This is a genomic window from Pseudoxanthobacter sp. M-2, assembly GCF_046156265.1.
Classification (GTDB): Bacteria; Pseudomonadota; Alphaproteobacteria; order Rhizobiales; family Segnochrobactraceae; genus CAMDHY01.
Map to the genome: position 1 here is coordinate 152,892 of NZ_JAWDIR010000043.1, position 24,444 is coordinate 177,335.

At 70.1% G+C, this 24,444-nt stretch carries 18 protein-coding genes; 7 read left to right on the forward strand and 11 right to left on the reverse strand.

The features are described 5' to 3' along the window. Nucleotides 1–60: 60 nt before the first annotated feature. On the reverse strand, nt 61–1,689 hold the full coding sequence (locus RUR49_RS18380) for a CTP synthase (protein WP_409147856.1): 1,629 nt from the start codon (nt 1,687–1,689) through the stop codon (nt 61–63). Nucleotides 1,690–1,809: 120 nt separating this feature from the next. Continuing rightward, on the reverse strand, nt 1,810–2,253 hold the full coding sequence (gene secG, locus RUR49_RS18385) for a preprotein translocase subunit SecG (protein WP_409147857.1): 444 nt from the start codon (nt 2,251–2,253) through the stop codon (nt 1,810–1,812). Between the two features lie 275 nt (nt 2,254–2,528). On the opposite strand from secG, the gene aspS reads away from it, so the two are divergent. Further along, on the forward strand, nt 2,529–4,304 hold the full coding sequence (gene aspS / locus RUR49_RS18390; RefSeq protein ID WP_409147858.1) for an aspartate--tRNA ligase: 1,776 nt from the start codon (nt 2,529–2,531) through the stop codon (nt 4,302–4,304). Nucleotides 4,305–4,551: 247 nt separating this feature from the next. Here the strand turns inward: aspS and RUR49_RS18395 are convergent, their stop codons facing one another. Then, entirely contained in the window at nt 4,552–6,663 is a 2,112-nt protein-coding gene (locus tag RUR49_RS18395) for a hypothetical protein (protein ID WP_409147859.1), read from the reverse strand. A 150-nt stretch (nt 6,664–6,813) separates the two neighbouring features. Continuing rightward, on the reverse strand, nt 6,814–7,980 hold the full coding sequence (locus tag RUR49_RS18400; RefSeq protein ID WP_409147860.1) for a hypothetical protein: 1,167 nt from the start codon (nt 7,978–7,980) through the stop codon (nt 6,814–6,816). Nucleotides 7,981–8,394: 414 nt separating this feature from the next. Here RUR49_RS18400 and glmU point away from each other — a divergent pair, with 414 nt between their 5' ends. Next, a complete protein-coding gene (glmU, locus tag RUR49_RS18405) occupies nt 8,395–9,744 on the forward strand; it encodes a bifunctional UDP-N-acetylglucosamine diphosphorylase/glucosamine-1-phosphate N-acetyltransferase GlmU (RefSeq protein WP_409147861.1) in 1,350 nt (449 codons plus the stop codon). A 1-nt stretch (nt 9,745) separates the two neighbouring features. Here the strand turns inward: glmU and RUR49_RS18410 are convergent, their stop codons facing one another. Further along, complete coding sequence (locus tag RUR49_RS18410; RefSeq protein ID WP_409147862.1) at nt 9,746–9,952, reverse strand: hypothetical protein; 207 nt, start codon at nt 9,950–9,952, stop codon at nt 9,746–9,748. A gap of 144 nt (nt 9,953–10,096) precedes the next feature. Next, a complete protein-coding gene (locus RUR49_RS18415) occupies nt 10,097–10,855 on the reverse strand; it encodes a hypothetical protein (protein ID WP_409147863.1) in 759 nt (252 codons plus the stop codon). 200 nt (nt 10,856–11,055) lie between these two features. On the opposite strand from RUR49_RS18415, the gene glmS reads away from it, so the two are divergent. Both glmS and RUR49_RS18425 read left to right on the forward strand, forming a co-directional pair. Then, nucleotides 11,056–12,882 (forward strand): glutamine--fructose-6-phosphate transaminase (isomerizing), encoded by a 1,827-nt coding sequence (glmS, locus tag RUR49_RS18420; RefSeq protein ID WP_409147864.1) that lies wholly within the window; start codon nt 11,056–11,058, stop codon nt 12,880–12,882. Nucleotides 12,883–12,987: 105 nt separating this feature from the next. Continuing rightward, nucleotides 12,988–13,662, forward strand: coding sequence for a DUF502 domain-containing protein (locus RUR49_RS18425; RefSeq protein ID WP_409147865.1), 675 nt, complete (start codon nt 12,988–12,990; stop codon nt 13,660–13,662). Between the two features lies 1 nt (nt 13,663). Here the strand turns inward: RUR49_RS18425 and recG are convergent, their stop codons facing one another. Further along, a complete protein-coding gene (gene recG / locus RUR49_RS18430; protein WP_409147866.1) occupies nt 13,664–15,757 on the reverse strand; it encodes an ATP-dependent DNA helicase RecG in 2,094 nt (697 codons plus the stop codon). Between the two features lie 219 nt (nt 15,758–15,976). On the opposite strand from recG, the gene RUR49_RS18435 reads away from it, so the two are divergent. Both RUR49_RS18435 and mfd read left to right on the forward strand, forming a co-directional pair. Continuing rightward, the gene (locus RUR49_RS18435) at nt 15,977–16,282 is read left to right on the forward strand and encodes a succinate dehydrogenase assembly factor 2 (protein ID WP_409147867.1); all 306 of its coding nucleotides are present in this window, start codon (nt 15,977–15,979) and stop codon (nt 16,280–16,282) included. Beyond that, nucleotides 16,279–19,932 carry a transcription-repair coupling factor gene (gene mfd / locus RUR49_RS18440; RefSeq protein ID WP_409147868.1) on the forward strand — a complete coding sequence of 1,218 codons (3,654 nt, stop codon included), beginning with the start codon at nt 16,279–16,281 and terminating at the stop codon, nt 19,930–19,932. The genes RUR49_RS18435 and mfd overlap by 4 nt, the downstream gene beginning before the upstream one ends. Here the strand turns inward: mfd and RUR49_RS18445 are convergent. Beyond that, complete coding sequence (locus RUR49_RS18445) at nt 19,890–20,561, reverse strand: DsbA family oxidoreductase (RefSeq protein ID WP_409147869.1); 672 nt, start codon at nt 20,559–20,561, stop codon at nt 19,890–19,892. The genes mfd and RUR49_RS18445 overlap by 43 nt on opposite strands. 291 nt (nt 20,562–20,852) lie before the next feature. Between RUR49_RS18445 and RUR49_RS18450 the strand changes: the two genes are divergently transcribed. Further along, nucleotides 20,853–21,533, forward strand: a complete 681-nt coding sequence (locus RUR49_RS18450; protein ID WP_409147870.1) for an invasion associated locus B family protein — start codon at nt 20,853–20,855, stop codon at nt 21,531–21,533. Between the two features lie 117 nt (nt 21,534–21,650). Here the strand turns inward: RUR49_RS18450 and RUR49_RS18455 are convergent, their stop codons facing one another. Genes RUR49_RS18455 through RUR49_RS18465 form a run of 3 tightly spaced genes read right to left on the reverse strand, consistent with a single transcriptional unit; the run spans nt 21,651 to nt 24,421 of the window. Further along, nucleotides 21,651–22,529: an SMP-30/gluconolactonase/LRE family protein gene (locus tag RUR49_RS18455; protein ID WP_409147871.1), complete on the reverse strand. Its 879-nt coding sequence runs from the start codon at nt 22,527–22,529 to the stop codon at nt 21,651–21,653. Nucleotides 22,530–22,555: 26 nt separating this feature from the next. Beyond that, nucleotides 22,556–23,434, reverse strand: a complete 879-nt coding sequence (locus RUR49_RS18460; RefSeq protein ID WP_409147872.1) for an SMP-30/gluconolactonase/LRE family protein — start codon at nt 23,432–23,434, stop codon at nt 22,556–22,558. A gap of 9 nt (nt 23,435–23,443) precedes the next feature. Continuing rightward, complete coding sequence (locus RUR49_RS18465) at nt 23,444–24,421, reverse strand: 3-keto-5-aminohexanoate cleavage protein (protein WP_409147873.1); 978 nt, start codon at nt 24,419–24,421, stop codon at nt 23,444–23,446. Between the last annotated feature and the right edge of the window lie 23 nt (nt 24,422–24,444).

The window sequence follows — 24,444 nt, forward strand, 5'->3', positions numbered from 1 at the left end:
GCACGGCACGATCGACCCACATTGCGGCGGCGGCGAGATGGGTCGGCGCCGCCAGCGCCATCAGACGAGGCGGCTCTGCTCGACCGCGGCGCCGATGAAGGAGGCGAACAGCGGGTGCGGGTCGAAGGGGCGCGACTTCAGTTCGGGGTGGAACTGCACGCCGACGAACCAGGGATGGTCGGTGAGCTCGATCGTCTCCGGCAAGAGCCCGTCGGGCGACATGCCGGCAAACCGCATCCCCTGGGCCTCCAGGCGCTCGCGGTAGCCCGCATTGACCTCGTAGCGGTGGCGGTGGCGCTCGGAGATGTGCGTGGTGCCGTAGATCGAGGCGATCAGGCTGCCCTCGGCGAGGGTCGCCGGGAAGGCGCCGAGGCGCATGGTGCCGCCGAGGTTGCCGCCGGCGAGCCGGATCTCGAGCTCGTTGCCGCGCATCCACTCGGTCATCAGGCCGACGACGGGCTCGGCGCTCGGGCCGAACTCGGTCGAACTCGCGAGCGGGATGTCGGCGAGGCTGCGGGCGGCCTCTATCACCGCCATCTGCATGCCGAAGCAGATGCCGAAATAGGGCACCTTGCGGCGGCGCGCGAAGCCGGCCGCGGCGATCTTGCCTTCCGCCCCGCGCTCGCCGAAGCCGCCCGGCACCAGAATGCCGTTGACCCGCTCGAGCCATGGCGCCGGATCCTCTTCCTCGAAGATTTCCGATTCGATCCACTCGATCTCGACGCGCACGTTGTTGTAGATGCCGCCGTGAACGAGCGCCTCGATCAGCGACTTGTAGGCGTCCTTCAGCCCCGTGTACTTGCCGACGACGGCGATGGTGACGGTGCCCTCGGGGTTCTTGATGCGGCCGGAGATCGTCTGCCAGCGATCGAGCTTCGGCTCCGGCGCGTCCTTGATGCCGAAGGCGGCGAGCACTTCCGCGTCGAGCCCGTGCTCGTGATAGGCGACCGGCACGTCGTAGATCGAGGCGACGTCGAGGGCGGGGATCACCGCGCTCTCGCGCACATTGCAGAACAGCGCCAGCTTGCGGCGGTCCGAATCGGGGATCGGTCGGTCGCAGCGCACCAGCAGGATGTCGGGCTGGATGCCGATCGAGCGCAGTTCCTTCACCGAGTGCTGGGTCGGCTTGGTCTTCAACTCGCCCGCGCTCGGGATGTAGGGCATCAGCGTCAGGTGGATGAAGACGGCGTCGCCGCGCGGCAGCTCGTTGCCGAGCTGGCGGATCGCCTCGAAGAACGGCAGGCCCTCGATGTCGCCGACCGTGCCGCCAATCTCGACGAGGACGAAGTCGACGCCCTCGTTGCCGGTGCGCACGAAGTCCTTGATGGCGTCCGTGACGTGCGGGATCACCTGCACGGTGCCGCCGAGATAGTCGCCGCGGCGCTCCTTGGCGATGATGTCCTGGTAGATGCGCCCGGTGGTGATGTTGTCCATCCGGTTCGCCGGACGGCCGGTGAAGCGCTCGTAGTGGCCGAGGTCGAGGTCGGTCTCGGCGCCGTCATCGGTGACGAAGACCTCGCCGTGCTGGTACGGCGACATCGTGCCCGGATCGACGTTGAGATAGGGGTCGAGCTTGCGCAGGCGGACGCTGTAGCCGCGCGCCTGCAGAAGCGCGCCGAGCGCCGCCGACGCGAGCCCCTTGCCCAAAGATGAGACCACGCCGCCGGTGATGAAGACGTACCGCGCCATGGGGGGCCACCCTAACAGACAAAACCATGATTCGCCCGGGCGGAACGCACCCCGGCGGCGGCCACCGGACGGTGGCCGGCAGGCCCGCCGGGAAACCCGGTCGGGCGGACGTCGCGACCGTCAGTCGCCGCTCGGAACTTGCGGGCCGGTGGGCGCCGGCGGCGCCGGCGGGGCCGCCGCGTCGGGCTGGTCGCCCGGGCCGCGGAGGGTATCGAGAATGCCCTGGCCCGTGCCGCGGGTGCCGTCGTTGCCCGGGACGCCCGGTGCGCCCGGAGCGCCGCCCGGCAGCGGGTCGGTGCCGAGCACGCGCTCGAGCAGCGAATCCGTGTTCGACTGGCGGCTGCCGACAAAGGTCAGCCCGATCGAGGTGAGGAAGAAGACGCCGGCCAGGATCGCGGTCGTGCGGGTCAGCAGGTTCGCTGTGCCGCGGCTCGAGAAGAAGCCGCCACCCCCGCCGCCACCGCCGCCGATGCCGAGCGCACCGCCTTCGGATTTCTGCAGGAGCACGACCGCGACGAGCGCGAGCACGACCATGATGTGAATGACGAGAAGAACGGTTTCCATGAGGGGACCGGGACCGACGCGGGCAAGGGGGATATCGTGAAGTCGGGCGGCTTTTACAACATCGCTCCCGCCGGCACCACCCCGATGCCGCCGCCGCGTCGAGGTGTCCGCCGACCGGCCGGCCGCGCGCGCTCGCCATTGCACCACGGGTGCTCCGTGGCGCCACACCCCGCCGTCCTTGACAAGGCGCCGGTCGCGTGCCGTGTTCCGCCGCCCGCCGGAAACCCGCCGGGCCGTCCGCCGACCCCTTGCGCACCGCCGTCCGAGAGCCAGTCATGCACAGATATAGAAGCCACACCTGCGGCGCCCTGCGCGAGAGCGACGTCGGCACGAGCGTCCGTCTGTCCGGCTGGGTTCACCGGGTGCGCGATCATGGCGGCCTCCTCTTCGTCGACCTGCGCGACCATTACGGCCTGACGCAGATCGTCTGCGATCCGGATTCGCCCGCCTTCCCGGTGATCGAGACGCTGCGCGCCGAGTGGGTCGTGCGCATTGACGGCGAGGTGAAGGCGCGCACGCCCGAGACCATCAACGACCGCCTGCCGACGGGCCGCGTCGAGGTCTTCGTCCGCGAGGCGGAGGTGCTGTCGGCCTCGAAGGAGCTGCCGCTGCCGGTGTTCGGCGAGCCGGACTATCCGGAGGAGACGCGGCTTCGCTACCGCTTCATCGATCTGCGCCGCGAGACGCTGCACAAGAACATCATGACGCGCACCGCGGTCATTTCCGAGATGCGCAAGCGGATGCAGGCTTCCGGCTTCACCGAGTTCCAGACGCCGATCCTCACCGCTTCGAGCCCCGAGGGCGCGCGCGACTTCCTCGTCCCCTCGCGCATCCACGCCGGCAAGTTCTACGCCCTGCCGCAGGCGCCGCAGCAGTACAAGCAGCTGCTGATGGTCGCGGGCTTCGACCGCTATTTCCAGATCGCCCCGTGCTTCCGCGACGAGGACCCGCGCGCCGACCGACTGCCGGGCGAGTTCTACCAGCTCGACCTCGAGATGAGCTTCGTCGAGCAGGACGACGTCTTCGAGACGATGGAGCCGGTGATGCGCGGCGTCTTCGAGACGTTCGGCAACGGCTTCCCGGTCACCCAGGAATTCCCGCGCATCCCGCACTCGGTGGCGATGCGCAAGTACGGCTCCGACAAGCCGGACCTGCGCAACCCGATCGAGATGCAGGCCGTCACCGACCACTTCGCCGGCTCCGGCTTCAAGGTCTTCGCCGGCATGATCGCCAACGACCCGAAGGTCGAGATCTGGGCGATCCCGGCGCCGAAGGGCGGCAACCGCGCCTTCTGCGACCGCATGAATTCCTGGGCGCAGGGCGAGGGCCAGCCCGGGCTCGGCTACATCTTCTGGCGCGAGGGCGAGGAGGGCGGCGCGGGCCCGCTCGCCAAGAACATCGGCCCGGAGCGCACGGCGGCGATCGCTGCCCAGCTCGGCCTCGGCGTCGGCGACGCCTGCTTCTTCGTCGCCGGCCGGCCGGAGAAGTTCACGGCGTTTGCGGGTGCGGCGCGCACGCGCATCGGCCGCGAGCTTGGCATCATCGACGAGGACCGCTTCGCCCTCGCCTGGATCGTCGACTTCCCGATGTTCGAGTGGAACGAGGAGGAGAAGCGGGTCGACTTCGCCCACAATCCGTTCTCGATGCCGAAGGGCGGCCTCGAGGGGCTCGAATCCACCGACCCGCTCGCCCTGTCGGCCTACCAGTACGACCTCGTCTGCAACGGTTACGAGATCGCCTCCGGCGCCATCCGCAACCACAAGCCGGAGATCATGAAGAAGGTCTTCGAGGTGGCCGGCTACGACGAGAGCGTGCTGATCGAGCGCTTCGGCGGCATGTACCGCGCCTTCCAGTACGGCGCTCCGCCGCACGGCGGCATGGCGGCCGGCGTCGACCGCGTGGCGATGCTGATCTGCGGCGTCCAGAACCTGCGCGAGGTGGCGCTGTTCCCGATGAACCAGCAGTGGATCGACTTGCTGATGGGCGCCCCCGCGGACCCCACCCCGAAGCAGCTCCGCGAGCTCAACCTCCGGGTCGTCAAGCCGGCCTGAGGCGGGGAGGGGGAGTCCGTCCGCCCTCGGCGCCGCCCTTCCAGCCGTCATCCCGGACGCGAAGCAACGCGGAGCGATCCGGGACCCAGCGGAAGGGTCGTCGCGCAGAGCGCGACGCAATAGACGCGCCTCCGGCGCGCAATGTCCCGCTGGGTCCCGGATCAGCGCTCGGCTGCGCCTCGCTTGTCCGGGATGACGTCGGTGGTGCGCGCCGGAGCGAGGCGTCGATGCTTGCGCACCGCTTCCCCTACTGCCGGTACTCCACCACCGCATTCAACAGCTTCACCAGCGAGCCCGGCGCCAGCGTCGCGGCGCCGACGACCTGCACCAGAGGCACCGGCTGGGCCGGGCGGGCGACGAGTTCGAGGCTGCCGGTCGGGCCGGTGAGGAACTGCTTCACCGCGCTGCCGAGGCTGTCGGCGAAGCCGTCGCCGGACATCGGTGCGAGCTCGTTGCGGATGACGTCGCCGATCACGCCGATCGCCGTTTCCGGCGAGATCTGCTGCTCCTTGGCGAAGTCGGCCAGCGGGCCGGCGAGCTTCGGCGCATTGGAGAAGCGCGCCGTGACGCCGTCCACCATCACCTCGGGCATCGCGAGCTGTGCCTTGTCCGGCGCCTCGAAGACGGTGCGCGGCACGCCAGACAGCGCCATCGTCACCTCCGCTGAGCCGAGGCCCTCGACGGTGAGCGCGAACGGGTCGAGGTCGAAGGTGTTCGCCCCTTCCGTCCACGTCGTCACGTAGCGGCCGTCGATGTTCACCTGCTCGATGCCGGCCTGCTCGAGGAAGGCCTTGGCGTCCGGATCGGTGACGAGCGCGGTCGGGAACGACAGGCCGGAAAGCTCGATCGCCGTCTCCGTCGGCACCGGCGGCACGAAGCCGCCGAGGGTGAGGGCGAAGCGGTCCAGGGCGACCGGCCCAGTCATGTCGCTGTCGACGGCGAGGCCTTCGAGCTCGACGCCGCCGATCATCGGCACGACGTCGAGGATCTGCCGCGTCGACGGCTCGATCGGCTGGCCGCCGCCGAGCGGATCGCTGCCCAGCCGGGCGAGCGCCATGATCGCCTCCTTCGTCGGGAAGACGACATCGCGGATGGCGAAGCGGCCGAGCGCGAAGGTGCCGAGATTGTTCGGCCCGTCCTCGCCGCGCGCCTCGATCTTGCCGATCGAGAACAGCCCCATGCCGTCCTTGGAGAGGCGCTCCAGCACCATCTCGCCGAAACTCATCGCGAGTTCCGGCATGTCGAACGAGAAGCCCTCGGCCGAGAGCCTTCCGACCGCGAAGCCCTGGTAGACGGTCAGCGCGAGGTCGGCGACGTCGGCGGGATCGACGGAACCCGCCTGGGCCGCGAGGATCAGCCGGTCGATCTCGCGGGCGACGTTCACCTCCGGCACGCCGACGCGCACGTCCTCGATCGACTGTGCGCCGATGGTGTAGCCGAGGTCCGCGCCGCTCACCTCCACGGCACCGACCTTGGCGCTCGCCAGCATCGACACCGGCGGCTTGCCGAGGCCCGGCCCGCCGCGGAAGATCGCGTCGTAGAAGGGTGCATAGGCGTAGCCGAGAAGCTCCTGCGGGCCCTGGCGAACCGTCATCTCCTGGCGCGTCGGCGGCGGCAGGGTGCCGTCAGGCCCCGGCGTGAAGTTCGCCACCTCCATGATCATCGTCCCCTCGGAGGGGCCGATCAGGACGCGCTCGAAGGTGCCCCCGGACGTGCCGGAGACCTCCATCGGCCCCATCGTCATAGTCTGCCCGCCGTCCGGTTGGATGATCTCCACCTCGGTGCGCTCGACGCGGTCGGCGCTCGCCGACCACTGCACGCCCATCCGCCAGAGCGGCTCGAAGCGAGAGAACGGCCGGTCGGGGTCGGCGGGAATATCGGGCCAGGCCGCCCAGCGGGGCTCAGTCGAGGTGTAGTCGTGGAGCACCTCCCGGAAGCCGAGACCCTCGCCACCCACCTCGCCGGAGGCCGCCAGCGTCATCACCGGCGCCGCGAACGAGGCCGCCGCGAAACCTTCGCTGGTCCGCCGGAGGTCGGTGAAGCGCATCTCCGGGATCGACGCCTCGAGGGCGTAGGTGAGGCGCTCCGCCGGAGTGTTCGCGTCGCTGGACGGCATCGTGATGACCCCGGTCCAGGTGAGCTCCAGGCCCTTCATCACCGTGACGGCGCCGCCCTCCGCCTCCTCGACCGCGGCGATCTCGAAATCGAGACCCTCGACGTTCAGCCCCGCGGCCCAGGCCTTCCACCCCTCGACGATGTCGCGGCCCTCTGCGGCCGCGACGGGGAGGGACAGAAACGGCAGCGCGGTCGCCGACAACAGGGCGGCGGCGCCGATGGCAGGCCAGGAACGTCGCGTCATGGGGCGTCTCGCAGAGGTCTTGGAGGGGAAGGCGGATCGTAGCGGCGGTGAAGTCGCTTCTGCCGACGCGTGCGGCCGCGGTTGTCGTCAGGTCGCGGCGGCAGGCGAGGGGGCCGTGGCGGGCGCCGAAGGGCGGCGCCCGCCATGCTATCACTGGTTGGCGTCGACCGTCACGTTGAGCACCGTCGGCAGAGACTGCGGCGCCATCATCGCGGTACCGACGAGCTGGGCGATCGGCACCGGCTGGGCGGGTGCCGCGGTGATCGTCAGGTTCTGCGGCGCCTTCAGGAAGGCGGTGGCGGCGGCCGCCACCTTGCCTTCGAAGTCGGGGTTGCCGATCATCTGCAGCATCTGCGGCAGCGCCTGGGTCAGCTGGTCGACGAGGGCCTCCGGCGTGGTGCCGGCGTCCTTCGCCTGCGCGTCGATCAGGCGGTTCACCACCGACTGGTTCTCGAAGGAAATCTCGAGCTCCTCAACCGTCAGGCCCTGCAGCAACTGCATCTTCTGATCGTCGTTGCCGTCGGCCTTCAGCTGCGCCATCACCTCCTCGGTGAGACCGCCGAGGCTCGCATAGAGCGACAGCGAGCCCATGGCGTCTCCAGAGATGGTGATCTCCTCGACGGTCAGGCTCTCCTCGTCGGCGTCCCAGCCGCCGGCCAGCACCAGCGACAGCTTCAGGGTGTCGTAGCCGAGGCGGGTCAGCTGCGCCTTCGTGTCCTCGTCGGGCAGCTTGGCGACGTCGATGACGATGTTGTCGGCGGCGAACGACATCTCGCGGGGCGTGCCGTCGACGACGTCGCCGGTCTTCACCTCGACGGTCTCGATCGGGATCGACGTGCCGTCATCGACGGTGATGACGACGCCGGTCGCGGTCATCTCGCCGAGCGTCGTGTCGAGATCCGGCGACACCGCGTCCTCGACCGAGCCGGCGACGCCGGCGCCGGTGATCTGCGCGATGGTGACGCCGGCGCTGCCGCCGTCCTCCTTGATGGCGATCGCGGTCGCCGCCACGGCGCCGGCCTCGATGCGCCCGTCGGCGACGGAGGCCTCGTCGAGCGTCAGCGAGCCGATCGTCAGCGTCGAGGTCTTGCCGTTCTCGCCCGGTGCCGTCGTCGCCTTGAGGTCGGTGATCGTGGCGGTGTCGGCATCGCCGCTGACGCCGCCCCAGCTGATGTTGGTGGCGCCACCCGACTCCATGCCCGCGATCACCGCATCGGCGATGGCGTTGCCGGTGGGGTCGGCCGCGAGCGCCGGCGCGCCGGCGAGGATGAGGACGGCGAGGCTGGGTCCGGCGAGGCGTAGCGGAAGTCGGGGCATCGAAGGCTCCTTGGGGGGTCCGGTTCGGACCGGGGAGAGAAAGCACCGCATTGCGGCACTCGGAAGGACGGGGCGGTGTCGCGGGCGGCACCGGAGACGAGAGGCGGACGCCGGGGGGCGGCGTCTGGAATCGAGACATTCAGACTAACGGGTCACCCCGGCGACGCTGTGACGGGCGTCACGCGCGTCGGCAAAGAGGCCGCAGGACGAGACTCGCCGTGATCGTCACACCAATGCGGCCGGCGCCGCGGCCGCCATCAATTCGTCGGCACTTTGGGGGAGGGACCGCGACGGAGCAAGCGCGCGCCGTCGCCTTGACGCGCTCGTGACGGCGAGGACAAGTGCGCCTCCGCTGCCGAGGACGGCCGCCGTTCGGCCAAACGGCGCGGGTCGGCGAGGACGAAGGAGAAGACGATGAGCGAACGCGGCTGCCTGGCGGTGGTACTCGCGGCGGGTGAAGGCACGCGGATGCGCTCGGCGCGCCCGAAGGTCCTGCATGCCGTCGGCAACCGGTCGATGATCGCCCATGTCGTCGCCGCGGCGGAAGCTGCGGGCGCCGGACGCCTCGCGGTCGTCGTCGGCAACGGCGCCGAGAAGGTCACGGCGGCCGTTCAGGCATTGTCGCCGGCGGCAGAGACCTTCGTTCAGGTCGAGCGTCGTGGCACCGCCCACGCTGTTCTCGCCGCCCGCGAGGCGCTGGAGGCGCCGGCCGACGACGTCGTCGTGCTCTGCGGCGACGCGCCCCTCGTACGGCCGGAGACGATCGCCGCCGCCCGCACCCGCCTCGCCGAGGGCGCCGATGTCGTCGTCGTCGGCTTCGAGGCGGCCGATCCCACCGGCTATGGCCGGCTGATCGTCGACGGCGGCCGGCTCGTCGCCATCCGCGAGGACCGCGAGGCCTCGCCGGCCGAGCGGATGGTGCGCCTCTGCAACTCCGGCATCCTCGCCTTCCGCGGCGACCGCGTGCTGCCGCTCCTCGACGACATCTCCGACGACAACGCCAAGCGCGAGTTCTACCTCACCGACGCGGTCGCCGGGGCCAACGCCCGCGGCCTCAAGGTCGAGGTGGTCGTCGCCGGCGAGGAGGAGGTGCTCGGCGTCAACGACCGCGCCCAGCTCGCCCGCTGCGAGGCGGTGTTCCAGGCCCGTGCCCGTGCCGCGGCACTCGTCGCCGGCGCCACCCTGATCGCCCCAGAGACCGTGTTCTTCTCCACCGACACAGTGCTCGGCCGCGATGTGCTCGTGGAGCCGAACGTCGTCTTCGGGCCGGGCGTCACGGTGGGAGAGGGGGCGGTGATCCACGCCTTCTCCCACCTCGAAGGTGCCACGGTGGCCGCCGGCGCCAGCATCGGCCCGTTCGCCCGGCTGCGGCCGGGGGCGGCGATCGGTGCCGGGGCCAGGGTCGGCAACTTCGTCGAGGTGAAGAACGCCACTGTCGAGGACGGCGCCAAGCTCAACCACCTCTCCTACATCGGCGACGCCCGCGTCGGCCGCGCCGCCAACGTCGGCGCCGGCACCATCACCTGCAACTACGACGGCGGGTCGAAGCACTTCACCGACATCGGCGCGGGTGCCTTCATCGGCTCCAACTCCGCCCTCGTCGCCCCGGTGACGATTGGCGCCGGCGCCTACGTCGGCTCCGGCAGCGTCATCACCGACGACGTCCCGCCGGATGCCCTCGCCATCGCCCGCGGCCGACAGGTCGTGAAGGAAGGCCGCGCTGGTGAGATCCGGGCGCGGTCGAAGCAGCGGGGCGGGGAGTGAGTTAGCGACGACGTTGCGAGGCGTACAGACGGTAAAGCTCTTCCAGTAGCTCGCGCATCTCAGATCTCGTTGCGCCCAATCGCGTCTCGAAACCATTGCCGATGTGAACGCCATTGCATACTTCGTTCATGGCGTTCTTCAGCATCATGAGTTCATCGTCGGTCAGTCGGATCACTGAGCTGCCCGGCGTCGTCTCGATCACTTCCATAGATGCGGCGGCCCGTTGTGGCCGTTCCTAGAGGGCGGCATCGCCAACGACCCACATTGCGCCGTTGCAGCCGAGACCAAGTGGATGCCTCGATTGTGTGCCACTCTCAAGCTGAGAATTGCCTGTTCTCAAATCCTCCCACCCTCACCGCAGCGCCTTCGCGGCCTCCAGGATTGGTGCCGGCGTCAGCGACGCGAAGCCGCTGAAGGGGTGCTGGTAGGCGAGGACGACGAAGAACATCGTGGTGATCGCCGCGACGGTAATGGCGAGGGCCCGACGCCGCGCCGCCGGAACGGCGGCGTGGACCGTCGCCACGGCGACCATCAGGATCAGCGCCAGTCCGACGACCAGGAACCACTGCCAGCCGCGCACGCTCTCCTGGGCGATCGACAGCCGCAGCTGACGCGCCGCCGAGAGGCTGTCGAGCGTCACGAGGAGCCGCTGCTGGACGAGCGGCGTGAAGCCGTCGGCAGGCAGGCCGCCGAGGACGAAATCGTAGACTTCCTTCAGCTCCCGCTCCGCCGCCTCGCTCGCCCGGCCGTCCACCATGTCCTTCCATTCCCGCGCCGCGGCCTCGGCATATTCCGCCAGCAGGCGGTCGAGGTCCTGGTTGAGAGCCTGGCCGAGCGGAGCCGAATAGATCTCCATCAGGCGGATGCTGCGGGCCTCCGCGTTCACCGCCTCCCGGGCCCGGTCGTCCGTCGCCCAGGTGGCGTTCGCCAGGAACGCCATCGACAGGGCGAACATGCCGCCGAAGACACCCTGGAGGTTCTCGCTCGGCTTCGACTTGCCGTCCTCGCCGCGCAGCCGTGGAAGGTAGAAGGCGAGGTGGAGAAGCACGGCGACGACCGACACCGCCGCGAGGATCAGGAAGAAGTCGCCGGCCGGGCTGAACGTTGGCATCGCTTCCGATCGCGTGGGGGAAAAGGGCAGGGCGGGCGGACAGCGGCACGCGGAGCGCCGCTGCTCGTCCACACACTAGCAAGAGGCGGTGGCGCAAAGTGCTGCCGAGCGGTCACAAACCGACACCGAGTTTGATTGGCGGCCGGCCGTCCGCTCCTCTACACCGACGGCGGAACGGAAACGGTACGGGGAACGCGTCCATGTGCGGCATCGTCGGCATCCTCGGCACGCGGCCGGTGGCGGAGCGCATCGTCGAATCGCTGAAGCGGCTCGAATACCGCGGCTACGATTCGGCCGGCGTCGCCGTGCTGGAGCACGGCGATCTCACCCGCCGGCGCGCCGAGGGCAAGCTCAAGAACCTCGAGGCCTCCCTCGACCGTGCGCCCCTCACCGGCACCGCCGGCATCGGCCACACCCGCTGGGCGACCCACGGCGCGCCGACCGAGCGTAACGCCCATCCGCACGCCACCGACCGCGTCGCCGTCGTCCACAACGGCATCATCGAGAACTTCCGCGAGCTCAAGGACGAGCTCGTCGCCGGCGGCGCCAAGTTCGAGAGCGATACCGACACCGAGGTCGTCGCGCACCTCATCACCCGTGGCCTCGCCGAGGGACTTTCGCCGCGCGCGGCGATGGGACAGGCGCTGAAGCGGCTGCGCGGCGCCTTCGCGCTCGCCGCCATCGTCAAGGGCGAGGAGGACCTCCTCCTCGCCGCCCGTCGCGGCTCTCCGCTCGCCATCGGCCTCGGCACCGGCGAGGTCTATCTCGGCTCCGACGCCATCGCGCTCGCCCCGTTCACGAGCCGCGTCGTCTATCTCGACGACGGCGACTGGGCGGTGCTGACGCGGGAGAACGTCGAGATCTTCGACGAGCACGACCGGCCGGTGGAGCGCCCCGTCGTGGTCGCCGCGGCGAGCGCTTTCCTCGTCGACAAGGGCAACTACCGCCACTTCATGGCGAAGGAGATCCACGAGCAGCCGGAGGTCGTCGGCCACACGCTCGCCCACTATCTCGACTTCGCCACCGAGACGGTGCGCCCCCTCGACGACCTCGCCTTCGACTTCGCCGACGTCAAGCGCATCACCATCACCGCCTGTGGCACCGCCTTCTATGCCGGCCTCGTCGGCAAGTACTGGTTCGAGCGCATCGCCGGCATCCCCGTCGAGATCGACGTCGCCTCCGAGTTCCGCTACCGCGAGGCGCCGATCCTGCCCGGCGACCTCGCCCTCGTCGTCTCGCAGTCCGGCGAGACCGCCGACACGCTCGCAAGCCTGCGCTACTGCAAGGACGGCGGCAGCCCGATCGCCGCCATCGTCAACGTCACCACCTCGACGATCGCCCGCGAGGCCGGCGCCGTCTTCAAGACGCTCGCCGGGCCCGAGATCGGCGTCGCCTCGACCAAGGCCTTCACCTGCCAGCTCGCCGTGCTCGCCTCGCTCGCGATCGTCGCGGGCAAGGCCCGGGGCCGGGTCGACGCGGCGGAGGAGGCGCGGCTGGTGCGGGCGCTGTCGGAGGTGCCGCGTCTGATGGCGCAGGCGCTGCGTCTGGAACCGCAGATCGAGGCACTCGCCCGCCGCATCCACCGCTCGGCCGACGTCCTCTACATCGGCCGTGGCCTGAGCTACCCGATCGCCCTCGAGGGCGCCTTGAAGCTGAAAGAAATCAGCTACATCCACGCCGAAGGCAATGCGGCGGGCGAACTCAAGCACGGCCCGATCGCGCTCGTCGACGAGAAGGTGCCGGTGGTCGTCATCGCCCCGTCCGACCGCCTGTTCGAGAAGACCGCCTCGAACATGCAGGAGGTCGCCGCCCGCGGCGGCCGCATCATCCTCCTCACCGATGCGGAAGGGCGGCGTAACGCCGGCCTAGATCCGGCCGAGACGCTGGTGCTGCCGGACATGCCCGAGGAGGTGACCCCGCTCGTCTATGCGGTGCCGATCCAGCTGATCGCCTACCACACGGCGGTGGTGAACGGCACCGACGTCGACCAGCCGCGCAACCTCGCCAAATCCGTCACGGTGGAATAGCGCCGTCGCCGCGGCATAGCGGCCCCTGCGAAGGTTCGCCTTGCCATTTGGGTGGCCGGGCGATTGCATGGAGGTCGGGGTCGTGGCCGAGCCGACGGGACAGCGATGACGCGCCTGCGCAACTATTTCCTCACCGGCATCATCGTCGCCGGGCCGCTCGGCATCACGTTCTATCTGACGTGGTCGTTCATCCACTGGGTGGACACCATCGTGAAACCGCTGATCCCGGCCGGTTACAACCCCGACGCCTATCTCGAGTTCTCGGTCCCCGGCGTCGGCCTCCTGTTCGCCCTCGCCGCGCTGACGCTCCTCGGCTTCCTCACCGCGAACTTCGTCGGCCGCTCGTTGCTGAGGGTCGGCGAGCATGCCCTCGACCGCATGCCGCTGGTGCGCAATCTCTACCGGGGATTGCAACAGATCTTCCAGACGGTGCTGACGCGCTCGGACAACTCCTTCAAGAAAGCCGGCCTGATCGAGTATCCGCGGCTCGGCCTGTGGTCGATCGTGTTCATCTCGTCCACCGCCCGCGGCGAGGTCGCCGAAAAGCTGCCCGGCGACGACGACGTCGTCTCGGTGTTCCTGCCGACGACGCCGAACCCGACGTCCGGCTTCCTTCTCTATGTGCGCCGCTCGGAGATCCTCGAGCTCGACATGACCGTCGAGGAGGCGGCGAAGCTCGTCATCTCCGCTGGCCTCGTCATGCCCGGCGACAAGCCCGGCAGCGTGCAGCCCGTACCACCCGTTCCCGTGGCGGCGGCGCTGCCGGCGGCGGCCGAGTAGCTCACCCCGACCGCAGCAGCCGCACCGCCGCATCGCGCCGGAACAGGTGCAGCAGCACGCGCAGCGCCTGCCCGCGCGGGCCGGCGAGCTCGGGATCGGTCGCCAGGATCAGCCGTGCATCGTCCCGCGCCGCCTCGACCAGCTCGGCGTGCAACGCCAGATCGGCGATGCGGAGGCCCGGGCTGCCGCTCTGGCGAGTGCCCAGCAGTTCGCCTTCGCCGCGCAACTTCAGGTCCTCCTCGGCGATGCGGAAGCCGTCGTCGCTGTCGCGCAGCACCGCGAGCCGCGCCTTCGCCGTCTCGCCCAGCGGTCCGCGATAAAGCAGCAGGCACACCGAGGCCCGGTCGCTGCGGCCGACGCGGCCGCGCAGCTGGTGCAGCTGCGCGAGGCCGAAGCGCTCGGCGTGCTCGATGACGATGATCGTCGCGTCCGGCACGTCGACGCCCACCTCGATGACGGTGGTGGCGACGAGGATGCGCGTCTCGCCGGAGCGGAAGGCCGCCATCGCCGCGTCCTTCTCGGCCGTCGACATCCGCCCGTGCACCAGCCCGACCATCCCGCCGAAGCGCGCCTTCAGCGCCGTGAAGCGCTCCTCGGCGGCCGACAGGTCGACGAGCTCGCTCTCCTCCACCAGCGGACACACCCAATAGGCCTTCTGGCCCTCGGCAGTGGCCACCGCGAGGCGCTCGACGAGCTCCTCCATCCGCTCGAACGGCACCGTGCGGGTGTCGATCGGGCGGCGACCGGCGGGCTTCTCCGTAAGCCGCGACACGTCCATGTCGCCGAACAGCGACAGCACCAGCGTCCGCGGAATCGGCGTCGCCGTCATCACCAGCACGTCGACGCCGGCGCCCTTCGAGGTCAGCGCCAGGCGCTGGTGGACGCCGAAGCGGTGCTGCTCGTCGACGACGGCGAGCGCCAGATCGGCGAACGCCACGCCGGTCTGGAACAGCGCGTGCGTGCCGATGGCGACGTCGATCGTGCCGTCGGCGAGGCCGGCGAGCGCCGCCTGCCGATCGCGGCCGCGGTCCTTGCCGGTCAGCAGCGCCACCCGCAGCCCTGCGATTTCCGCGAGAGGCGCGATCGAGGCGTAGTGCTGGCGCGCGAGCAGCTCCGTCGGTGCCATCAGCGCCGACTGGCCGCCCGCCTCGGCGGTCATCGCTGCCGCGAACAGCGCCACCATCGTCTTGCCGGAGCCGACGTCGCCCTGCAGCAGCCGCAGCATCCGGTGCGGCGCGGAGAGATCGGCGGCGACCTCGGCGATGGCGGTGTCCTGCGAGCCGGTGAGGGCGAAGGGCAGGGCTGTGCGCAGCTTCTCCGTGATCCGCCCGTTCGGCGGCCGCGCCCGCCCGACCGCCTTGCGCTGGCGCGCCCGCACCAGCGCCAGCGCCACCTGGCTCGCCAAAAGCTCGTCATAGGCGAGGCGCGACCGGCCCGGCCCGTCGAGGCCCGCGGACCTCAACTCGTGCACGTCGGCGAGCGACTCGCGGAAGCCGGGCCACCCCTGACGCGCCAGCCACGCCGCATCCTGCCACTCCGGCAGCACCGGAACCGCCGCGAGCGCCGCCGCCACCGCCCGCGCGAGGCTCTTCTGTCCGACGCCCTCGGTGAGCGGATAGACCGGCTCTACCAGTGGCAGGCTGGCGAGGTCGTCCTCGGCGACGACATAGTCCGGGTGGGCGATCTGCGCCCGCGCGTTGAACCACTCGCCCAAGCCCGAGACGTGGCGGACGGCGCCGACCGGCAGCTGCTTCTCCAGCCAGTCGGCGCGCGGGTGGAAATAGATCAGCGCCACCTCGCCGGTCTCGTCGTGGCCGAACACCTTGTAGGGCGCCCGCGAGCCCGGCCGCGGCGGCTCGTGGCGGTCGATGCGCACGGTCAGCGTCACCACCGACCCGTGCGGCATCCGGGCGACGCCCGGCCGGAGCCGCCGGTCGACGATGCCCGTCGGCAGATGGAACAGCAGGTCAGCGATCAGCGGCTCGCCGCCGTCGGGCGGATCGAGCAGCCGTTCGAATGCCTTGCCGAGCTTCGGCCCGACGCCCTTCAGCGACGAGACGGGCCGGAACAGCGGGTTGAGAATCTCCGGGCGCATGGGCGCGACGTTACGGGATCAGCGCGCCGCGCGCAGGTGTTGCGCGTCGATCCAGGCAGGGAGCGTCGCGACACACCCGAGCTTCCCGTCAGGGATATGCCCGCTCCGATCGTAATCCGGAAGCGCATACCTCCCATCGACGTCGGTCTCCCGCTTTCCCCCTGACTTTTCCCCCGGTCGGCGCTAGAACGCGGCGCGAACGTCGCGAGAACCTCGATCATGACCGGAACCATCCTCACGAGCGCCGAGCTCGACCCGCGCCGCCGTCGCGTGCTCTTCCGCGCCTGGCATCGCGGCACCCGCGAGATGGACCTCCTGCTCGGCGCCTTCGCCGATGCCCGCCTCGCCACCATGAGCGAGGCCGAGCTCGATGCCTTCGAGGCTCTGATGGAGACGCCGGACGACCTCCTCTACGGCATCTTCACCGGCCGCCTGGCGCCTGAGGACGCGGCGGACGCCGCCATGATGAGCGACCTGATGGCCTTCCACCGGGCCGGCCTCGGCCTGGCGGCGGTGGAGCGATGATCCGCTTCGATCCCGCCAAGCTGATCGCAGCACCCGGCGAGACCGTCCTTGCTTCCGTCCCGGACGGCCACGACGGCCTCGTCGTCGGCGATCTCGCGCGCGCGGCCGCTGTCGCCGCCGGCAGCGGCACCGTGCTGGCGGTGATCGCCCGCGACGGCCAGCGCCTCGCCTGGCTCGAGCAGGCGCTGGGCTTCTTCGCCCCCGGCGTCGAGACGCTCGCTTTGCCGGCCTGGGACTGCATGCCCTATGACCGCGTCTCGCCGAGCGCGGTTGTGGCGGCCCGCCGGATGGCGTCGCTGTCGGCGCTGGCGCAGCCCTCCAAGAAGCCGCGCGTGCTGCTCACCACCGTCAATGCGGTGGCCCAGCGCGTCCCCACCGTCGACGTGCTGGCATCGGGCGTGTTCGCGGCGGCGGTCGGCAATCGCGTCGATCTCGCCATCCTGGTACGCTGGCTCGAGGACAACGGCTTCCTGCGCACCGCGACCGTCCGCGACTTCGGCGAATATGCCGTGCGCGGCGGCATCGTCGACCTGTTCGCGCCGGGTGCCGAGGCGCCGGTGCGCGTCGACTTCTTCGGCGACACCCTCGACTCAATCCGCGCCTTCGATGCCGAGACGCAGCGCACCACCGGGCAACTGACCCGCATCGAGCTCGTGCCGATGAGCGAGGTCGTGCTGTCGCCGGACACGATCCGCCGCTTCCGGCAGGGCTACATGGCCGCCTTCGGTGCGCCCGATCGCAACGACGCGCTGTTCCAGTCCGTCAGCGAGGGCCGGCGCTTTCCCGGCCTCGAGCACTGGCTGCCGCTCTTCCACGAGCGCCTCGGTACCGTCTTCGACCTGATCGGCGAGGCGCCCGTCGTTGTCGACTATCTCGCCGACGACGCCTTCGCCGAGCGCATCAAGACCGCCCGCGATCACTACGATTCCCGCCGCATGACGCTGGAGACGGCGAGGGCGGAGGTGCCTTACCGGCCGATCGAGCCGGGCGCGCTCTATCTCGACGCCAACGCCTGGGGCGCGGCACTCGCCGGCCGGCCGCTGTTCCGGCTGTCGCCGTTCGCGCAGCCGCCGACCTCGACGAAGCGCATCGTCGATCTCGGCGGCCGCGTCGGCCACAGCTTCGCCGCCGAGCGCTCGGCCGGCGACAACGTCTTCGACGCCGCCGTCAAGCACATCGTCACGCTGCGCCAGGCCAAGAAGCGCGTCGTGCTCGCCGCCTGGAGCGCCGGCTCGCGCGACCGGCTCGGCCAGGTGCTCGGCGATCACGGCCTCGGCGGCATGCAGAAGGTCGACGGCTGGGGCGAGGTGCCGGCGACACCGCGCTCCACCATCACTCTCGCGGTCCTCGGCTTCGAGCACGGCTTCGAGACCGACGAGCTCGCCTTCATCGGCGAGCAGGACATCCTCGGCGACCGGCTGGTGCGGCCGCGCCGCCGTCGCGCCAGCGGCGCCGACGTCTTGTCGGAGGCGACGAGCCTCGCCGAGGGCGATCTCGTCGTCCACGTCGATCACGGCATCGGCCGCTTCGTCGGGCTGAAGACGCTGCAGGCGGCCGGCGCCCCGCACGACTGCCTCGAGCTCGTCTATGCCGGCGGCGACAAGCTGTTCCTGCCGGTCGAGAACATCGAGCTCCTGACGCGCTACGGCTCGGAAGAGACCGAGGCGACCCTCGACAAGCTCGGCGGCGGCGCCTGGCAGGCGCGCAAGGCGCGGGTCAAGAAGCGCATCCGCGAGATCGCCGACGGCCTCATCAAGACGGCCGCCGCCCGCCTCCTGAAGGTCGCGCCGGCGCTGACCCCGCCGGACGGCCTCACGGGTGAGTTCGCCGCGCGCTTCCAGTACGACGAGACCGACGACCAGCTCGCCGCTATCGAGGCCGTCACCGAGGATCTCGCCGCCGGCCGGCCGATGGACCGCCTCGTCTGCGGCGACGTCGGCTTCGGCAAGACGGAAGTGGCGCTCAGGGCCGCCTTCGTCGCCGCCATGTCCGGTCGCCAGGTCGCCGTGCTGGTGCCGACGACGCTGCTCGCCCGCCAGCACTACAAGTCCTTCGCCAACCGCTTCCAGGGCCTGCCGGTGAAGGTCGCGCAGCTGTCGCGCCTCGTCGGCTCGAAGGAGCAGGCGGAGGTGCGCGCGGGCATCGAGAGCGGCGACATCGACATCGCCGTCGGCACCCACGCTCTGCTCGCCAAGGGCGTCAAGTTCCGCGACCTCGGCCTCCTCATCGTCGACGAGGAGCAGCACTTCGGCGTCAAGCACAAGGAGCGGCTGAAGGAGATCAAGGCCGACGTCCACGTGCTGACGCTCACCGCCACGCCGATCCCGCGCACGCTGCAGCTGGCGCTTACCGGCGTGCGCGAGCTGTCGCTGATCGCGACGCCCCCGGTCGACCGGCTGGCGGTGCGCACCTTCATCACACCGTTCGACCCGCTCGTCGTCCGCGAGGCGCTGCTGCGCGAGCGCTTCCGCGGCGGCCAGGCCTTCTATGTCTGCCCGCGCGTCTCCGACCTCGCCGAGCGCAAGGAGTTCCTCGACCAGGCGGTGCCGGAGCTGAAGGTCGCCGTCGCCCACGGCCAGATGGCGGCGACCGAGCTCGAGGACGTGATGAACGCCTTCTACGAAGGCCAGTACGACGTGCTGCTCTCCACCTCGATTGTCGAATCCGGCCTCGATGTGCCGACCGCCAACACGCTTATCGTCCACCGCGCCGACATGTTCGGCCTCGCGCAGCTCTACCAGCTGCGCGGTCGCGTCGGCCGCTCGAAGACGCGGGCCTATGCGCTCTTCACCGTGCCGGCCGACCGCAAGCTCACCGCCACGGCCGAGCGCCGCCTCAAGGTGCTGCAGTCGCTCGACACGCTCGGGGCCGGCTTCCAGCTCGCCAGCCACGACCTCGACATCCGCGGCTCCGGAAACCTCCTCGGCGAGGAACAGTCCGGCCACGTCAAGGAGGTCGGCTACGAGCTCTACCAGTCGATGCTGGAGGAGGCGGTCGCGACCCTCAAGGCGGGTGGCGAGGATACCATCGACGAGCCGTGGTCGCCGCAGATCTCGGTCGGCACGCCGGTCATGATTCCAGAGACTTACGTCCCGGACCTGCAGCTGCGCCTCAACCTCTATCGCCGCCTCGCCGACCTCGTCGAGACGACGGACATCGACGGCTTCGCCGCCGAGCTCGTCGACCGCTTCGGCCCGCTGCCGGATGAGGTCGAGCACCTCCTGAAGATCGTCTTCATCAAGGGGCTGTGCCGCAAGGCCAACGTCGAGAAGATCGACGCCGGCCCGAAGGGCGTCGTCATCACCTTCCGTGACGGCGTGTTCGCGAATTCCGTCGGCCTTGTCCGCTACATCGCCGAGCAGGGCTCGCTCGCCAAGATCCGGCCGGACCAGAAGGTGGTGCTGTCGCGCGACTGGACGACCGCCGATGACCGCCTGAAGGGCACGGCCTCGATCATGATCCGGCTGGCGCGTCTCGCCGACGAGACCGCCAGCACGCCGCAGACGATCGCGCCGCCGAAGCCGTCAGTTTCACAGGCGCCGCCCCCGAAGGGGCCGCCGCCCAAAGTGCCGCCTCGGTTGCCCCCGAAGGGGCCGCCGCCGCGCGGTCACTCGCGCTCGACGAGCCCGTCGCGTTCGTCGCGGGCCTGACGCAGCGCCGCGACGATCGCCTCGGGCTCCTGCGCGCCCATCACGGCATAGCGGCCGTCGATGATGAAGCACGGCACACCGGTGACGCCCATGCGCTGGACGGTGGCGATCTCCTCGCGCACCTCGTCGCGGTCGGCGTCGCTCTCGAGCAGCCGGCGCACGAGATCGCCCGGCAGGCCGGCCGCGACCGCAGCCTCGACCAGCACGTCGATGTCGCCGAGGTCGGCGGCGTCCTCGAAGAACAGGCTGAACAGCTTCTCGACCACCTCCTCGCCGGCGCCCTCGATCGAGGCCCAGCGAATCAGCCGGTGGGCGTCGAGGGTGTTCGGCGTGCGGGCGATGCGCTCGAAGGCGAAGCGGATGCCGACGCCTTCGCCGAGCTCCTTCAGGCGCTCGTGGATGGCGGCGACGCGGCCGAGGTCGCCGAACTTCTCGCGGAAATAGTCTTCCCGGTCGACGCCGCCCTCGGGGATGGTCGGATCGAGCTGGAACGGCCGCCAGCGCACCTCCACCTCGATGTCCTCGGCCTGTTCGAGCGCGAGCTCCAGCCGGCGCTTGCCGACATAGCACCACGGGCAGACGACATCGGAGACGACGTCGACGGTCATCGGTTCGGCGGGCGTCCTCATCGTCGGTCTCCGGCTGTCGGTGCGATCTCCCCCATGTGCGCGCTCGCGGCCGCGCCCGCAACCGCGGCATTGGTGCCACGCCGCCGGGAAGATGCGCGCGACGGCGCCGGAAACGGTGGAAAAGCCGGGTGGGGAGCGGTAAGGATGCCGCAACAATGGGTCGGATCGGCCCGCCATGCTGTCGCCGCGTTCGGTCGCCATGCGTGCACCGAAGCGGGCGCACGCACTCGAGGACCGCCTCCGCGCCACCGTGGCGGGGGCGACCGCAAGACAGGGACGGACGGGATTTCCATGACGGTTGAGTTTTTGCAGATGCGCGGGACGGCCAGGATCCTGTCGGCGATCGGCGGCGCGGCGATGCTCGTCGCCGGCGCGCTCGCCCCGGCCCAGGCGCAGGACGCGGCACCCGCCACCTCCACCGACGCGCTGCTGCAGGCCGATCTCGAGTGGATCAAGCTCTGCAACCAGGACCCGCAGGCGAACAAGCAGGTCTGCCTGATCAACCAGGAACTGCGCACCGACGAGGGCCAGTTCCTCGCCTCGGTGGCGATCCGCGAGATCGAGGGCGAATCGCGCAAGGTGCTGCTGATCGCGGTGCCGCCGGCGATGCTGATCCAGCCCGGCCTGCGCGTTCAGGTCGACGGCGGCAAGCAGGAGCAGGCGCGCTACTCGATCTGCTTCCCGAACGCCTGCTATGCCGAGATGGTCGTCACCGACGCCATCATCGCCCAGTTCAAGAAGGGCAACCAGCTCGTCCTGACGACGCTGAACCAGCAGGCGAAGCCGGTGAACTTCCCGATTTCGCTCTCCGGCTTCACCAAGATCTATGACGGCCCGCCGATCGACGCCGACGCGCTGCAGGCCCGCCAGGACAAGCTGGAGAGCGAGTTGCAGGCCCGCGCCGAGGAGGCGCGCAACCGCCTCATCGAGGAGCAGCGCAAGGCCACGCAGAGCACCACCGCTCCGCAGTGACGCGACACCGCTGACCTTTTCCGGCCACCCCGCCGGACCAGAAGCGCGAAGGGCCGCCCCACCGGGCGGCCCTTTTGTTTTCCGAGATGGTCTGCCTTCGACCTGCTCCGCCTGCGATCACGCCCCGAAGCGCGGCTCAGGCAGGCCCTTGATGCCGAGGCCGGTGATGGCGAACAGGCTGCCGCGCATCACGCCGTCGCCCGGAAAGCGCGGCAGCGGCGGCTTCGCCATCGACGTCACATAGAGGATGTCGAGGTTCGGCCCGCCGAACATCGCGCTCGTCACCTTCTTCACCGGCATCTCGATGATGCGGTCGACGCTGCCGTCCGGCGCGTAGCGGACCATCTTGCCGTCATAGACGAGGGCGCTCCAGACGAAGCCCTCCGCGTCCACCGTCGCGCCGTCGGCCGCACCGCCGCGCGAGGTGTCGACCTTGGTGAAGGTTCGCCGGTTGGAGACGCCGCCGGTGTCGAGGTCGTAGTCGTAGGCCCAGATTTCGCCGCTCCACGAATCGGCAAAGTAGAAGGTGCGCCCGTCCGGGCTCCAGCACGGCCCGTTCGAGACGATGATGCCGTCGTCGAGCTTGGTGACGCTGAAATCCGGGTCGAGCCGGTAGAGCGCGCCGTTTGGCCCGGATTCCATCGTGTCCATCGAGCCGGAGACGAAGCGGCCGCGCTTGTCGACCTTGCCGTCGTTGATGCGGTTCGCCGGCTTGTCGGGCTCCGGATCGTGGATCAGCGTCACGTCGCCGGTCTTGAAGTCGAGCAGGTGGAAGCCGGTGGCGAGCGAGCAGACGCAGCCCGAGCCGTCCTTGCGGATGGCGATCGAGCCGATCTTCGCCGGCACGTCCCACGCGCGGATCTCGCGCCCGTCGGCGGTCGCGCGGAAGACGCGGCCGTCGAAACTGTCGATCCAGTAGAGGCGCTGCTGCTCGACGTCCCACAGCGGCCCTTCGCCGAGCGTCGTCTTCACGTCGACGACGATGTCGATCTTCATGGGGTTCCTCCTCCCGAAAACTCTTGTCAGCCGGCGAAGCGCGGCTCCGGCAGCCCGCGCACGCCGAGGCCGTGGACGGCGAACAGGCAGCCAGCCTCGCGCTCGCGGTGGTACTCGTTGCCCATCGGCCGGGCCATTGAGGTGACATAGGCGACATCGAGGTCGGCCCCGCCGAAGATCAGGCTCGTCGTCGATTGCACCGGCAGACCGACGATGCGGTCGACGACGCCGAGCGGGTCGAAGCGGATCAGCCGGCCCGAATAGACCTCGCAGCTCCACACGTAGCCTTCCTCGTCGACCGTCGCCCCGTCCGGCAGGCCGCGCAGCTTCTCGAAGCTCGTGAACACCCGCCGCGACCGCACCGCGCCCGTCTCCGGCTCGTAGTCGTAGGCGTAGATCACCCGCTTCGTCGTGTCGGCGAAGTAGAGCGTTCGCCCGTCCGGGCTCCAGCACGGGCCGTTCGAGCAGATGATGCCGGTATCGAGGGTGGTGAGCGACAGGTCCGGGTCGAGGCGGAACAGCTTGCCGACGCCCTCGCGCTCCTCGAAGTCCATCGAGCCGGCGACGAAGCGACCCTGGCGGTCGACCTTGCCGTCGTTGAGCCGCGGCCGGAGCTCCCCCGGCTGCGTCTCGTTGATGCGCGTGACCGCACCCGTCTCGAAGTCGAGGAAGTGGAAGCCGGAGCGCAGCGACAACACCGCGCCGCCGCCGGCCCGGAGCGCCATCGAGCCGACCGGCTCCGGCAGCATCCACGTCCGCTTGTCGCCGCCGTTCGGATCGCAGCGATGCACCGCCGGCCCGTAGGAATCGATCCAGTACAGACGCTCTTCGGCGACGTCCCAGAGTGGGCCCTCGCCGAGGCTGTCCTTGTCGGCGCAGAAGACCTCGATGCGCAGCACGGGCATTCCCTCCGGTCAGAAGGCGACGTTGTCGCCGCCCTTCAGCGACAGGATCTCGCGCGCCTCGTCGGGGGTGGCGACGCGCTTGCCGAGGCCCTCGATGATCTTGCGGGCGAGCGCCACCTGCTCGGCGTTGGAGGTCGCGAGCTTGCCCTTGCCGGCCCACAGGCTGTCTTCCAGCCCGACGCGGATGTTGCCGCCGAGCGCCGCCGCCTGGGCTGCGATCCGAAGCTGCGCCGAGCCGGCGCCGAGCACCGACCAGCGGTAGCTGTCGCCGAACAGCCGGTCGGCCGTGCGCTTCATGTGTGCGACGTCCTCCGGGTGCGGGCCGATGCCGCCCAAAAGCCCGAACACCGACTGCACGAAGAACGGCGCCTTCACGAGGCCGCGGTCGGCGAAGTGCGCGAGGTTGTAGAGGTGGGCGATGTCGTAGCACTCGAACTCGAAGCGCGTCCCGTTGCCGTAGCAGGTCTCGAGGATGTACTCGATGTCCTTGAACGAGTTGCGGAAGACGAGATCCTTCGTCGCCTCCAGATGCGGCTTCTCCCAGTCGAACTTGAACGTCTCGTACTTCGGCACGAGGTGGTAGAGGCCGAAGTTGATCGAGCCCATGTTGAGTGAGGCGACCTCCGGCTTGAAGGTCGCCGCCGGCAGCACGCGCTCCTCGACGCGCATGTAGGGGCTGCCGCCGGTGGTGATGTTGATGGCGGCGTTGGTCTGCTGCTTGATGCGCGGCAGGAAGCGGGCGAACGCCTCCGGCGTCTGGTCCGGCTTGCCGGTCACCTCGTCGCGGGCGTGCAGGTGCAGGATCGCCGCGCCGGCCTCCGCCGCGGCGATCGCCTCGCGGGCGATCTCGTCGGCGGTGATCGGCAGATAGGGCGACATTGTCGGGGTATGGATCGCCCCGGTGATCGCGCAGGTGATGACGACGGCGTCGCCGCCCGTCGTCTTCGTCTGTGCCGTCTTGCCGGGTCCGGTGCTGCTGTCGGTCATGGTCGTCCCTTCCACGCGCGCCT